Source organism: Mesorhizobium sp. BR1-1-4 (assembly GCF_020165375.1).
Lineage (GTDB): Bacteria > Pseudomonadota > Alphaproteobacteria > Rhizobiales > Rhizobiaceae > Mesorhizobium > Mesorhizobium australicum.
The window spans coordinates 168,081-182,134 of the sequence record NZ_JAIUIB010000005.1; the positions used below are offsets into that span (position 1 = coordinate 168,081).

At 63.9% G+C, this 14,054-nt stretch carries 10 protein-coding genes; 7 read left to right on the forward strand and 3 right to left on the reverse strand.

Going from position 1 to position 14,054, the window contains the following annotated elements; genetic code table 11:
- Positions 1–104: 104 nt before the first annotated feature.
- A complete protein-coding gene (locus tag LB571_RS12545; protein WP_224594822.1) occupies positions 105–1,313 on the forward strand; it encodes an MFS transporter in 1,209 nt (402 codons plus the stop codon).
- A 60-nt stretch (positions 1,314–1,373) separates the two neighbouring features.
- On the opposite strand, the gene LB571_RS12550 is transcribed toward LB571_RS12545, so the two are convergent.
- Positions 1,374–2,846, reverse strand: a complete 1,473-nt coding sequence (locus LB571_RS12550; RefSeq protein ID WP_411961399.1) for an MATE family efflux transporter — start codon at positions 2,844–2,846, stop codon at positions 1,374–1,376.
- A gap of 353 nt (positions 2,847–3,199) precedes the next feature.
- Positions 3,200–4,669, reverse strand: coding sequence for an esterase-like activity of phytase family protein (locus tag LB571_RS12555; protein ID WP_224594825.1), 1,470 nt, complete (start codon positions 4,667–4,669; stop codon positions 3,200–3,202).
- Between the two features lie 305 nt (positions 4,670–4,974).
- Here LB571_RS12555 and LB571_RS12560 point away from each other — a divergent pair, with 305 nt between their 5' ends.
- The 5 genes from LB571_RS12560 to LB571_RS12580 all read left to right on the forward strand — a co-directional run bounded on the left by LB571_RS12560 (position 4,975) and on the right by LB571_RS12580 (position 8,410).
- Complete coding sequence (locus LB571_RS12560; protein WP_224594827.1) at positions 4,975–5,175, forward strand: glycine cleavage T C-terminal barrel domain-containing protein; 201 nt, start codon at positions 4,975–4,977, stop codon at positions 5,173–5,175.
- A 13-nt stretch (positions 5,176–5,188) separates the two neighbouring features.
- Positions 5,189–6,742, forward strand: a complete 1,554-nt coding sequence (locus LB571_RS12565) for a trimethylamine methyltransferase family protein (protein WP_224594830.1) — start codon at positions 5,189–5,191, stop codon at positions 6,740–6,742.
- 123 nt (positions 6,743–6,865) lie between these two features.
- A complete protein-coding gene (locus tag LB571_RS12570) occupies positions 6,866–7,180 on the forward strand; it encodes a hypothetical protein (RefSeq protein WP_224595208.1) in 315 nt (104 codons plus the stop codon).
- Positions 7,181–7,338: 158 nt separating this feature from the next.
- Entirely contained in the window at positions 7,339–8,010 is a 672-nt protein-coding gene (locus LB571_RS12575; protein ID WP_224594833.1) for an HNH endonuclease signature motif containing protein, read from the forward strand.
- Positions 8,003–8,410 carry a hypothetical protein gene (locus LB571_RS12580; RefSeq protein WP_224594836.1) on the forward strand — a complete coding sequence of 136 codons (408 nt, stop codon included), beginning with the start codon at positions 8,003–8,005 and terminating at the stop codon, positions 8,408–8,410. The genes LB571_RS12575 and LB571_RS12580 overlap by 8 nt, the downstream gene beginning before the upstream one ends.
- A gap of 270 nt (positions 8,411–8,680) precedes the next feature.
- Here LB571_RS12580 and LB571_RS12585 read toward each other — a convergent pair whose 3' ends face one another.
- Positions 8,681–11,449: an ATP-dependent helicase gene (locus LB571_RS12585; RefSeq protein WP_224594840.1), complete on the reverse strand. Its 2,769-nt coding sequence runs from the start codon at positions 11,447–11,449 to the stop codon at positions 8,681–8,683.
- Between the two features lie 257 nt (positions 11,450–11,706).
- Between LB571_RS12585 and LB571_RS12590 the strand changes: the two genes are divergently transcribed.
- Complete coding sequence (locus LB571_RS12590; RefSeq protein WP_318011718.1) at positions 11,707–14,022, forward strand: glucose/quinate/shikimate family membrane-bound PQQ-dependent dehydrogenase; 2,316 nt, start codon at positions 11,707–11,709, stop codon at positions 14,020–14,022.
- The last annotated feature ends 32 nt before the right edge of the window (positions 14,023–14,054 follow it).

Here is a 14,054-nt window from a genome sequence, read left to right on the forward strand (position 1 = left end):
CGGGCAATGCCCACCGTGGTGTCAGGAGCCTGGCCGTCCACCGGAACGTCGGCGGTGAGGACGCGTTAACGTCGCGACCCCTGAACCTGGTGAGGAGGTTGGCCATGGCCTTTCGCGATCTGGCGCAAACTCACAACGAAGCCGGCAGCGACGTCCTCGCGATTCCGACCGTCGCGGCGATGATCGCGGTGCTGTTTGCCGGCAGCACGGTGCTGACGCCTCTCTATATCGTCTACAAGCAGCAATTCGGCTTTTCGCAGATCACCTTGACGCTGATCTACGCGGTCTATGTCGTCGGCAATCTCGGCGCCCTGCTGGTGTTCGGCAGCGTTTCGGATGTCGTCGGGCGCCGGCCGGCGGCGCTTGCAGCCATGATCGTCGCCTTCATCAGCGCGGTTGTGTTCCTGTTTGCCGGCAATGTCGCGTCGCTCGAGGTTGCGCGGATCCTGAGCGGACTTGGCATCGGCGTGGGCGCTGGGACGGGAACCGCGTGGATCGCCGAGCTTCTTCCAGAGGCCGGCAGGTCGCGCGCCAGCGTCATCGCCACCAGCACCAACTTTCTCGGCCTCGGTTTCGGGGCGCTTGTTTCGGGGCTGCTGGCCCAATACGAGCCGTGGCCATTGCGTCTGGTCTTCATTGTCTACCTGGCGACGCTCGCGGTGGTGACGATCATGGTCTGGCGCACGCGCGAAACGGTGACGAAGCCAAGCGGCCTTGGCAAGGTCTCCATGCGGCCGCGGCTTTCCGTGCCGGCGCAGATCCGCTCGCGCTTCGTGGCGCCGGCGGTGACCGGGTTTGGCGCGATGGCGCTGGTCGGCTTCTATGCGGCGGTGGCGCCGAGCATCCTGGCGCAGCAACTGCATGAGGCCAACCACGCCGTGGCCGGTGCGCTGTTTTTCGAACTGGCGATGGTCGCGGCAATCAGCATCGTGGCGCTGGCGCGGATGGGGAGCAGCAAGGCGATGCTGGCCGCGCTGGCCTTGATGATCCCAAGCACCATGCTTGTGGTGGCGGCGCAGATGCTGGCCTCGATGGCGATGATGATCGCGGCGACGGCCTGCTGCGGCGTGGCGGCAGCGCTCGGCTATCGCGGCGGCCTGCAAGTGGTGAACGAGATCGCGCCGCGGGATCGCCGCGCCGAGGTCGTGTCCAGTTTCTTCGTCTGCTGCTTTGTCGGCAACGCCTTGCCTGTCATCGGCATCGGCGTCGTGTCGACTTATGCCAGTGCTGTCGTCGCGAGCCTGGCCTTCGCGGCCATGATCATCGCGTTCGCGCTGGTGGCGCTCGCCTTCGGGCTCGGACAGAGGCGCTGAGACCGCCGCTCCAGCCCGGCAAAACACGCCGGCAAGGCACCTCGGCAAGGCGGCCCGGCATCAGCCGTTCGGCGTTTCAGGCGCCATGTTCGCGCGCTGGCGCGGCACGCCAAGCCCGGTGTCGGGCGGTTCGCCGGCAGCCGGCCTGTTCTCGATCATGTGCAAGCTGCGCCAGCCGCCGAAGCGGTAATAGATCGCGGCCAGGATCAGAGAGGTGATCGAACCGGCCGGAAAACTCCACCACAGCGCTTCCTCGCCGATCACGCCGCGCATGTAATAGGCAAAGCCGGTGCGCACGACGAGCACCGAGATGACCAGGATGATCAGGGGCGGCATCACGGCACCCGTGGCGCGCACCGTGGCGAACAGCACGATGGTGATGCCGAACAGGATGAACGACCAGGACGCGACCGTGTTGATATGGGCGGCGATATCGATCGCCGCGCTGTCGCTGCTCAGGAACAGGCTCAGGATCGAACGGTCGAAGACCCATAGCAGCGCGACGAGGGCGCCGGTCAGGACAAGGTTGAAACCGACTCCGGAGGCGGCGATGCGGCCGATCCGGTCCCAGTGGCCGGCGCCGACATTCTGCGCCGCCATGGAAGAGACCGCGGCGCCAATGGCGAGCGCTGGCATCTGGATGTAGGTCCAGAGCTGCGCGGCGATGCCGTAGGCGGCGGCGACCTGCGACCCATAGGAGTTGACGATGCCCATCACCGTCAGGGCGGCCGCCGAGATGACGATCATCTGCAGGCCCATCGGCACGCCCTTGAAGACGACGATGCGCAGCAGCGCCGGATCCGGGCGCAGCAGGACGAGATTGGCGCCGGCCAGCCGCAACGGATGCTTGCGCGCGTAGAGCACGACGAGGATGGCGACGACGCTCACGGTCTGGCCGATCAGCGTCGAGGTGGCGGAACCGGCGATGCCGAGTTCAGGAAACGGGCCGATGCCGCGGATGAGCAGGGGATTGAGCACGATGTCGAGCACGACCGCCAGCGCCATGAAGATGAAGGGGGTGCGTGAATCGCCCGCACCGCGCAGCACGGTCATGACGAAGGACAGAAGGTTCATCATCGGCACGGCGACGAAGATGATGCGCAGGTAGGAGCGTGCGAGCGGCAAGGCGTCGGCCGGCGTGCCGAGCGCGCCCAGGATGGCATCGACCCAGATCCAGCCGCAGACCGCGAACACCACCGAAACGAGGAAGAAGAAGGTGGCGCTGGTGCCGACGATGCGGCGCGCCTCGGGCAGGTCGCGGGCGCCGACCGACTGCGCCACCAGGATTGTGGCCGCCATGCCGATGCCGAACACCGTGCCGAGGATCAGGAACAGGACGAGGTTGGCGTTGGACGTCGCGGTCAGCGCCGACTCGCCGAGGAAGCGGCCCACCCAGACGGCGTTGACCGAGCCGTTCAGCGATTGCAGCACGTTGGAGCCGAGCACCGGCAAGGCGAAGAGCAGCAGCGTGCGCGGGATCGGGCCGCTGGTCAGGTCGCCGGTACGCCGGCGTGCGGGCATTTTTTCGTCCATGGCGGCCAACCTGGCAAATGTGACTCTGGCCCGCGACGATACCGCAGGCCGGACCGAGATGCACCCTGCGCCGAGGCGCAGTGACCGTCGATCGGTCAGGCTCGCCGGAACGGAATTCGATCGGCAAGAACGCGTCGTCCGGCTGCGTGCGCTTATGAACCAGGACATCATCGACCTCCCGCTCAGGTCTTCGTGCGGCCCAACCTGTCGGCAGCCGGCAAGATCATCGCCGTGTCGAGCAGGACGGCCGAGCCGATCGATGCCGGCGTGCCGAAGGACGCGGAATTCCTGAAGTAGGCCTTCACGACCTGCACAGGCGGACGCGCCAGGCGCGCCCGCTTGAGCAGTGATCGTTACTTCTTGCCGAGACCTGGCAGCGTGACCTGATAGACCAGGAACATGGTGTCGACGTCGGCGCCGTCGTCGGCCTTGTAAGGCGCGCCGACCTGGAAGCCGTCCTGGGCGAGGAAGTCATTGTCGTTGCCGACGAACAGGAAATAGTCGTCGGGCAGCTTGGGATCGAGGACGCTGGCCAACGACATCGCTTCCCACTTCTCCGAAAGCTCGTTGTGGTCCTTCGCGCCGCCATTGTGCAGGCCGAAGTGGCCAAGCGCGGTGGCGTCGTTGATGTCGATGAACGGCGTCAGCTTGGCCGGCGTCACCGAGGGATCAAGCACGCCCTTGGGCGCGACCGGCTTGTCGGCCGCATCGAAGGCGCCGCCCGCGATGTCGGTCGCGTCGGAGACGTCGACGATGTTGATCTCGCGGTAGAGCGAAGCGTCACCCTTCTTCAGGCCCTGGCCGTTGCCGCTGTCGCGCGCCAGCATCAGGAAGGATGTGTCCGAAAGCGCCACGATCTCGCTCTGCGCGGCGATTTTGGTCTTGCCCTTGGCATCCTTGAACACCGGCAGCGGCACGACATATTCATGCGCGAGCTTCAGATGGGCGAGGTCGGAGGCATCATAGACCAGCGCCCGCGTGTTCTGCCGTGTCGAGGGTGAATCGCCGCCATCCTGCCGGGGCGCCGACTGCAGCACGGCGATCAGGAACTTGCCGTCCGGCGTCATCGCCATGCCTTCGAGGCCCTGGTTGTTCTGGCGCCCGGTTTCGGGATCCTTCGGATCAGGGTCGGCGGCGCCCGGGCCGGGATTGTCGGAGGAGAAGTTCGGCGCTCCCTTGCGCATCGGCACGAGAGCCGCAGGCGGCTGGGTCGCCGACATCAGGCGGCCTTGCGCGGAGAACCTGTAGATGTTGGGGCCGTACTCGTCGGAGATGAACATCGAGCCGTCCGGCAGCCGCACGATGGCTTCATTGTCGAGCGCGAGCTTGCCATTGGTGGCGACGGGCAGCATGGGCATGTCGCCGGCCGCGGCGCGTACGTCCGACAGCGGATCGAGGCCGGTGGCATCGGCGCCCTTGTCGTCTGTGAGAAGCATGGTGTCGGCAAGCGTCGCCTTGACGCCCGTCTGCTCCTGGCCGGCGGCGGGAGCAGCGCCCGGCGCGACAGGCGTGAACTCGATGGCGATGGTGTTGAGGCGCGGCCGGTAGTCGGTGGTGCCGGCGACATTGTAGCCACGGTCGGGCAAGAGCCAGAGCGATCCCTTGTAGGTGCCGGCATCATGCGTCCAGCCCGAAATGTCGATCGCCATGCCCGAGCCCGAGCCGAAGGTCTCGCCGAACTTGTCGCGCTGGTCGGCCGGGATGCGGCCGACGCCGACGAGGCCCTTGTTGATGTAGGCCACGCCATCGGCAAGCGCCGGGGTGAGGGCGGTGAACAAGGCCAGCGCGACGCCGAGCGAGGCGGTTCGGTGCAGGTGTTTCATGGACAATCCTCTTTGTGACGAAGCACGCCGGAGCGGCCGAAGGAAAAATGAAAAAGAGGTGCCGCATCGATGATGCCGCGCGTGCCTCCCCGAAAGCGATCTAAGGCGTCAACATGATGCTTGCGTGACAGTGGGCGACACGGGTCAGCCGGTATCTCCATGTGCTGATAAAAAACGCTGGAGAGCGGGAATTGGTGACCTCCCATGGAGCGTGCTTGGCGTACTAGACACTTATGTCTAGTACGGATATGATGCCGGCTTCGAACTGACCGGGAGGGGAAGCTTCGAAGCCGCACTATCGCGCAGTGGTCATCGGGGGTGGCGTTGTCGGCGCCTCGGGCGGATTTGGCTACACGATCGGCAAGAGCGTCGCGCTGGCGTTGGTGGACGACGATTTCGCCGGGGAGGGGATGGCGCTTTGCGTGCACATTGTCGGCGTCGAACGGACGGCGCGGGTCATCACGGCTTCGCCCTACGGTCCCCAGGGCAGGGCGATGCGGCAATGAGGAGGAGTTTCTGATGGTCGATGACGCTGCACGGGATACGAGGCGCGAACGCCGGCGGGGACGCATGGGCGAGGCAGGCAGCGAATCAAGCCGTAAGCCCAATTACCGGTCGCTGAAGAACCCATTCCTGCCGCAGCCGATCTTTTCCGACGACCAGGTGGCGTCGATCCACGGCACGGCGCTGCGCGTGCTGGAAGAATTGGGCATCAAGGTGCTGCTGCCCGAGGCGCGCGAGGTGCTCGCCCGCGCCGGCGCCCTGGTCGACCCCGACACCGACATGGTGCGCATCGGTCGCGACATGGTGGCGGCAGCCTTAGCCTCGGCGCCGCGATCGATCCACGCTTATGCCGGCGCGCGCTCTCGGGACCTGTCGCTCGAACTGGGCTCGATGACGTTCCTGGCCGGCTCCGGCGCGCCCAATGTCACCGATCTCGAGCGCGGCCGGCGGCCCGGGACGCTGGTCGCCTTCGAGGAGTTGATCAAGTTGGTGCAGCATTTCGACGTCTTGCACATGCTGGGGCCATGCATCGAACCGCAGGACATCGACAATCGTTTCCGCCACTATGCCGTCAACCGGGCGCAGCTGACCCTGTCGGACAAATTTCCGTTCGTGTTCGCGCGCGGCACGCCGCAGGTCGATGACAGTTTCGAGATGATCAGGCTGGCGCGCGGGCTGTCCGAGGACGAATTCCGCTCGGGCGCGCATTGCTACACCGTCATCAACACCAACTCGCCGCGCCAGCTCGACATTCCGATGGCGCAAGGCATCATCGATTTCGCCAAGGCGGGCCAGGTCCTTATCATCACGCCGTTCTGCCTGGCGGGTGCGATGGCGCCGATCACCGTGGCCGGCGCGCTGACCTTGCAGCATGCCGAAGCGCTGGCCGGGCTGACGCTGGCGCAGATCGTGCGGCCGGGCGCGCCGGTGGTCTACGGTTCCTTCTCCTCCAATGTCGACATGAAATCGGGCGCACCGGCCTTCGGCACGCCGGAGCACGTCAAAGCCACGCTGGGCGCAGGCCAGCTGGCGCGCTTCACCGGTCTGCCCTGGCGCTCGGGCGGCGGCAGCGCGGCCAACATTTCGGACGCGCAGGCCGCGCACGAGACGCAGTTCGCGCTGTGGGGCTCGGTGCTGTCGGGCGCCACCGTCTGCATCCACGCGGCCGGCTGGCTGGAAGGGGGCTTGAGCGTTTCCCTGGAAAAGCTGGTCACCGACATCGAGGCGCTGCAGACGCTCGCGGAACTTTGTGCGGCGACCCCCGGCGACGACGACGCAATAGGCTTCGAGGCGATCGCCGAAGTGCAGCCGGGCGGCCACTTCTTCTCGGCCGGCCACACCATGGCGCGCTACCGCACCGCCTTCTACGAGCCGCTGGTGGCCGACTGGTCGAATTTCGGCAACTGGACGCAAAGCGGCTCGAAGACCGCCACCGAACGCGCCACCGGCATCTGGAAGCGCACCCTTGCCGATTTTGAGCCGCCGGCCGCGGCGGCCGCCACGTCAGGCGTGCTCGACGCGTTCATCGCGCGGCGCACGGAAGAGGGGGGCGCGGCGCCGGTGTCGTGAGATAGTTCGCGGATCCATCATCCCGAATTGTGGCCGTGATCCCGGAACCCGGGGCGCGTCACGCGCATTCATGGATGCGGGCCAATGCCTGGCTCCATCCGTGAGCCGTTGAGGGAGGACGACATGGGTTTCGACCAGTACCACGAACCGCCGGAAGAACTGTCGCAGGAAGTGCGGACCTTTGCCCGCATGATCACCTCGCTGATCGAGGAGGCGGAAGCGATCAGCTGGTACGAACAGCGCATGTCGGTCGAGAAGAACCCGCAGGCCAAGGCGATCATGAAGAACGCGCAGAGCGAGGAGTTCAAGCATTTCGGCATGGACCTCGAATTCCTGCTGCGCCAGAAGACGGACTGGCGCGTGGAACTGAAGGAAATCCTGTTTACGACAGAGGATATCGTGAAGGCCGGGGAGCGGGGCGAGAAGAAGGTGGATTGAATGGCGTCGCCCGCACTTTGATAGACTCATTTAGTGGCCGATCGCCAGCGTCGGTTATCTCTTGCAGCCGCTAAGGCTCGGCATATTTATGCAAATAATCGACCTTTGGCTGATATATAGACTGGTATAAGGTACCTTAGTGCGCCACTCTATCCATCATGGCGATTGGATTATCAGATACAAAAATTCTTTGGGGACGAGCAGGTGGAAGATGTTCCAATCCGCAGTGCCGTGCTGATCTGACCAAGGTCATAGATGGCGTGCAGACATTTCATATAGGCGAAATGGCTCACGTTATTGCGCATAGTGAGGACGGTCCTCGCGGTCAGGCGGACGGTGGCCTCGACACGTATGAAAATCTAGTTCTGCTGTGCCCTAACTGCCACACCGCAATTGACAAAGCTCCAGCCGCATATTCGGAAGATTTGCTGCGGGAGTGGAAAAGTGGGCGAGAGAAAGAAGTCGAGCAAGCGGGGTGCGATGTTCAATTTGAGAATTTTGATGAACTAAGAAATTATGTCGGTCTTCTTCTAGCGGAGAATCACGGGATCTTCTCGGACGTTGGCCCGCATTCGTTGATAGCGAACGAGGATCCCGGCTCTGATGCTGTAGATATTTGGAGTGCTCGTAAGCTGGATACAATTTTACCAAATAATAGAAAGATTGTAAATTCTATCGGAAGCAATATTTCATTGCTATCTAAGGAGGACGTTATTGTGTTCCTTGCCTTCAAGAGACACGCTCTGGCCTATGAGCAGCAGCAGTTCGGCCGAACAGAATTTTACCCCAAGTTTCCCACCGATTTTTCTGAAAGATTTGGCTATGAGTGATTCTGTAAATCCTTGGAGCATCCCCTTCTCAAGGACCTCTTTTTTGCATAAAATTCTATTAAATCACGATAATGTAGAGAATTTGCGGAGAGAAAAAGATATACTTTTTTTATTTGAAAGAAAGCAACAAGGAGACCACATGCGGCTTCTTGGCGGTGACGACTATGCATTTAGTCTTGCGCTTGTCATGCGAGCATTGCAAGATTTTGGACCGCTTCAATATATCTGCGTAGGAGGCTCGTGGAATGGCTATTCGGCGCAAGCCAAAAATTATTGCGAGACAAATCATATCGGGCTCTACAATTCAACCGAGTTGGCCGGCGGAGTTTGGGCCACAAAATATTGGGATTATGCGAAAAAAGATAAAGACGGTAATCGATACTATAGTATCAAATCTTGATATCAACTCTGCCTATGGTTTCGGATCGTTTTTCCGTGGCGAATTGTTTCGCGATGTAGATATTCTTTTTACGACCGAAATTTCAGATGAGAGGCTTCCGGATTTGCACCGAGCTCTTTGTCGGCACCTCAGCGAACTTTCCCTTTCAATCGACTGCCCTGTCGATTTCACACTTTTAACCCTCGATGAATTCGCTAGTGCGCCGCTTAGAGATCACGCCGAGCTGGTAAAGCTGGTCTAAGGTAGATTGAGATCGTTGTAAGCTGCATCTCACACCGCCGCCACAAACCCGTCCAGCACGCGCTTCTGGCCGGCCTTGTCGAAGTCGATGGTCAGCTTGTTGCCCTCGATGGCTGAAATGTTGCCGTTGCCGAATTTCTGGTGGAAGACGCGGTCGCCGACGCTGAAGGCGGACGGCGTGTCGGAGACGGATTTGGCGACCAGCTCGCCATCGATGGTGCGGCCCTTGACGCTGGTGCGGCCGGCGCCGTAGCCGGAGTCTGTTTCCCCATAGCCGATGCGTTCGACCTGATGGCCCGAGCGCGTGCCCCAGTTGCGGTCGGTCGCCTCGGTGCGGTTGGCCTGCGCGCGCTGCCAGCCCGGCGTCGAATAGGTGTTGGAGAAGGCGCCGGATTTTTCCCCGCCCGAATTGCCGCCGATATTGTCGAAGCGCGAGGCGCCATAGGGGTTCTGTCTTCCTGCCCCCTGGCCGCCGCCACGGCCGGACGCGAACGAGCCGCCGCCATAGGGATTGCCGTAGCCGCCATAGGAGTTGCCGGCTTCGGCGACCTCGACATGGGCTTCCGGCAGTTCCTCGAGGAAGCGCGACGGGATGGTCGATTGCCAGAGCCCGTGGATGAGGCGGTTGGAGACGAACCAGATATGCAGGTTCTTCTTGGCCCGCGTCAGCCCGACATAGGCGAGCCGCCGCTCCTCCTCGAGCCCCGAGCGGCCGCCTTCGTCGAGCGCGCGCTGATGGGGAAAGAGACCTTCCTCCCAACCGGGCAGGAAGACGGTCTCGAATTCGAGGCCCTTGGCCGAGTGCAGCGTCATGATGGAAACGGCATCGAGCCCGGCATTCTGCTCGGCATCCATGACCAGCGCGACATGTTCGAGGAAGGAGCGCAGCGATTCGTACTCCTCCATCGAACGGATCAGTTCCTTCAGGTTCTCAAGCCGCCCGGGGGCTTCCGCCGAGCGGTCGTTCTTCCACATGTCGGTGTAGCCGCTCTCCTCGAGAATGGTCTCGGCGAGTTCGGTGTGCGGCGTGGTTTCCAGCGCCTTTTGCCAGCGTTCGAAATTGGCCGCGACCTCGCGCAGCGCGGCGCGCGGTTTCGGCTTCAGCTCGTCGCTTTCCGCCAGTGTACCCGCCGCCTCCAGCATCGGGATGCGCAAGGCGCGCGCGGTGTCGTGGATCTGGCGGATGGTCGCTTCGCCCAAGCCGCGCTTGGGCACATTGACGATGCGCTCGAAGGCGAGGTCGTCGGTGCTGTTGGCGACGACGCGGAAGAAGGCCAGCGCGTCGCGGATTTCCATGCGCTCGTAAAAACGCGGACCGCCGATGACGCGGTAGTTAAGGCCGAGCGTGATGAAGCGGTCCTCGAAGGCGCGCATCTGAAAGGACGCGCGGACCAGGATCGCCATATCGTTCAAATTGTGCTTCTGGCGCTGGTAGGCCTCGATGGTCTCGCCGATGGCGCGGGCTTCCTCCTCCGAATCCCAGGCGGCGTGGACGTTGACCTTGCCGTCCTCGGGATCGTTGCGGTCGGTGAACAGCGTCTTGCCGAAACGGCCCTCATTGTAGGCGATGAGATGGGAGGCGGCGCCCAGTATGTGCGCGGTCGAGCGGTAATTGCGCTCCAGCCGGATGATGGTGGCGCCCGGAAAATCCTTGTCGAAGCGCAGGATGTTGTCGACCTCGGCACCGCGCCAGCCATAGATCGACTGGTCGTCATCGCCGACGCAGCAGATATTGACTTTGTTTTCGCTCACGGGCTGTTCCGCGCCTGCCGGCGCGGGCCCTCCGCGCGGGCCTCGCAACGGCTCGGACGCCCGGTCGGGCTTGCGGCCTTCGGCCGAAACTGTTGATTCGTCCTCTGGAGTTGCGGGTCTATAGCTAGCCGCTTCCGTTCTATCCGAAACACCGGAAAAACTTGGAACGCGCCCACCCGGAGAACCACTTCGCGCTGGTTGTGGTCCGCTCGGCCTCTGCGCCAGAAGCCGCAGCCACATGTATTGGGCAGTGTTGGTGTCCTGGTACTCGTCGACGAGGATGTATTTGAACCGCCGGTGATAGTCCTTCAGCACATCGGGATTGGCGCGGAGGATGCGGATCGGGTGGCAGAGCAAATCGCCGAAATCGCAGGCGTTCAGCGTCTGCAGCCGCTCCTGATAGGCCTTGTAGAGCTCGCGGCCCTTGCCGTTGGCGAAGCTGCGCGCATCGCCCTCGGCGATATCGGCCGGACCCTGGCCCTTGTTCTTCCAGCCGTCGATCATCTGGGCGAACTGTTTCGCGGGCCAGCGCTTGTCGTCCAGGCCCTCGGCCTGGATCAGCTGCTTGATCAAGCGCACGACGTCGTCGGTGTCGAGGATGGTGAAGTCGGACCTCAGCCCGGCAAGCTCGGCGTGGCGGCGCAGCAGCTTCACCCCGATCGAGTGGAAGGTGCCGAGCCACGGCATGCCCTCGACATTGCCTTCGCCGATCAGGATGCCGATGCGCTGCTTCATCTCGCGCGCGGCCTTGTTGGTGAAAGTGACGGCCAGGATCTGCGAGGGGAAGGCCCTGCCGGTGGCAAGGATGTGGGCGATGCGGGTGGTCAGCACACGGGTCTTGCCGGTGCCGGCGCCGGCCAGCACCAGAACAGGGCCTTCGGTGGTCTCCACCGCCAGCCGCTGCTCGGGATTCAAGCCCCTGAGATAGTCGGGCGCATTGTTTTGGCCGCCGCGGGCAGCCATGGCGCGCGCAGCAATGCCCGACGGGGCCGTGGGCCGCGCATTGGGTTCGTCGAAAAAGGGCATGTCTTCGGAAAAGCCGGACATCTCCCCCGAATGTAGTGATTCGGGAGGGAAAGACCAGAACTGTCTACGTTTTGTTCCGGCAAAGTGCCCGATACGGCGGCTTCACCGATATGGGAACCGCCGTTGTGGAACAATCCCAGGCGGAACGAGGTTGCTGCCCGCGGGTCCGCGACCTACGCTTGACAGGCGCCGCCGTCGGGAGAAAGTTGCACGGGAAACGCGCAATGCCGGGTTGCCCTAGCCCGCCCCACGCGCGCAACAGTCGAAGGAGTATCATCTTGGCTGTCACCATCACCTCCCTCATTCTCTTCCTCATAGGCCTGGCGCTTGGCGCCGGCGGCATCTGGTTGGCTTCGCTGGGCGGCAGTTGGTACTACATCATCGTCGGTCTCGCCTTCCTGGTCGCCGCCTGGCTGCTCTACCGGCGCCGTTCCACGGCGCTCTGGCTCTACGCGGCGATCGTGCTCGGCACGCTGGCCTGGGCGGTCTGGGAAACCGGTTTCGACTGGTGGGAGCTCGGCCCGCGCGGCGGCATCATCGTGCTGGTGGCGTTGTGGCTGCTGACGCCGTGGGCGCGGCGCGGCCTTGCCGGTCCGGACGGGCGAGCCCCTTTGATCCTTGCCGTGCTGGCATCGCTGGCGGTGGCCGGCTATTCGATGACCACGGACCCGAAGGACATCGGCGGCGCGCTCGACACCGACAAGGTGATCCCCAACGCCAATCTCGGCGGCGATGTGCCTGCGGGCGAATGGCACTATTACGGGCGCACGCAGTTCGGCCAGCGCTATTCGCCGCTCGACCAGATCACGCCGGAAAACGTCGCCAACCTGAAGCCGGCCTGGACCTATCGCACCGGCGACGTCAAGGGCCCCGACGATGTCGGCGAGACCACCTATCAGGTGACACCGCTCAAAGTGGGCGACACGCTCTATATCTGCACGCCGCACAACTTCGCCATCGCCGTCGATGCGGCGACCGGCAAGGAGAAGTGGCGCTACGATCCCAAGATCAAGCTCGACAAGGACCGCCAGCACCAGACCTGCCGGGGCGTCTCCTATTATGCCGACGCAGCGGGCGCCGCCGGCCAGCCCTGCGCGGCGCGCGTCTACTTGCCGACCTCGGATGCGCGGCTGATCGCGCTCGACGCCGCCAACGGGCAGGTTTGCCCGGCCTTCGCCGAGGGCGGCACGCTCAATCTGTTGACCGGCATGCCGTATCCGAAGTCGGGCTATTACTACTCGACCTCGGCGCCGCTGATTGCCGGCGGCAAGATCATCGTCGGCGGGGCGGTCAATGACAATTATTCGACGCAGGAGCCGTCCGGCGTCATCCGCGCCTATGATGCGAGCAGCGGCAAATTGCTGTGGAACTGGGATTCCGGCAATCCGGACCAGACGACGCCGCTGCCGGCCGGCCAGACCTACACCGCCAACTCGCCCAACATGTGGTCGACGCCGAGCGCCGACGAGAAGCTCGGCCTGCTCTACGTGCCGCTCGGCAACCAGACGCCGGACCAGCTCGGCATGGGCCGCAGCGCCAATGTCGAGAAGTTCTCCTCCTCGATCACCGCCCTGGACCTCAACACCGGGCAGCTGAAATGGGTGCGCCAGACCGTGCACCATGACCTCTGGGACATGGACGTGCCGGCGCAGCCGAGCCTGATCGACATCACCAAGGCGGACGGCTCCGTGGTGCCCGCGCTGGTCGGGCCGACCAAGCAGGGCGACCTCTATGTGCTCGACCGGCGCACCGGCGAGCCGGTCATCCCCGTCAAGGAAGTGGCGGCGCCCGGCGGCGCCATCGAGGGCGACCACACATCGCCGACGCAGCCCGCGTCCGACCTTTCCTTCAACCCGCCGCCGCTGACCGAGCACGATATGTGGGGCATCACCATGTTCGACCAGCTGGCGTGCCGCATCGCGCTTCACAAATTGCGCTATGAAGGCCGCTACACGCCGCCTTCGCTGCAGGGATCGCTGGTTTATCCCGGCAATTTCGGCACGTTCAACTGGGGTGGCGTGGCGGTCGATCCGGTGCGGCAAGTGATGTTCGGGATGCCGACCTATCTCGCCTTCACGTCGCGGCTGGTGCCGCGCGCCGACGTGCCGCCGCCGGGCGACACCAAGGGCAGCGAGCAGGGGCTGAACCGCAATGACGGCGCGCCCTATGCGGTGGTGATGGGACCGTTCCTGTCGCCACTCGGCATTCCCTGCCAGGCGCCGCCCTGGGGCTACGTCGCGGGCGTCGATCTTCGCACCGGCGCGATTGCCTACAAGCACCGCAACGGCACCGTCTACGACATGACGCCGCTGCCGTTGCCGTTCAAGGTCGGGGTGCCCGGCATTGGCGGCCCGATGATCACCGCCGGCGGTGTCGCCTTCCTGGGTGCCGCGGTCGACGACTATCTGCGCGCCTACGAGCTGACGTCAGGCAAGCAGCTCTGGCAGGCGCGGCTGCCGGCCGGAGGGCAATCGACGCCGATGACCTACACCGTCGCGGACGGACGCCAGTTCGTGGTCATCGTCGCCGGCGGCCACGGCTCGGTGGGCACCAAGCCGGGCGATTATGTGATGGCCTACGCGCTGCCGAAGTAGGCAGGCGGGGTTACCGGGTCCGGCGAGCCGAC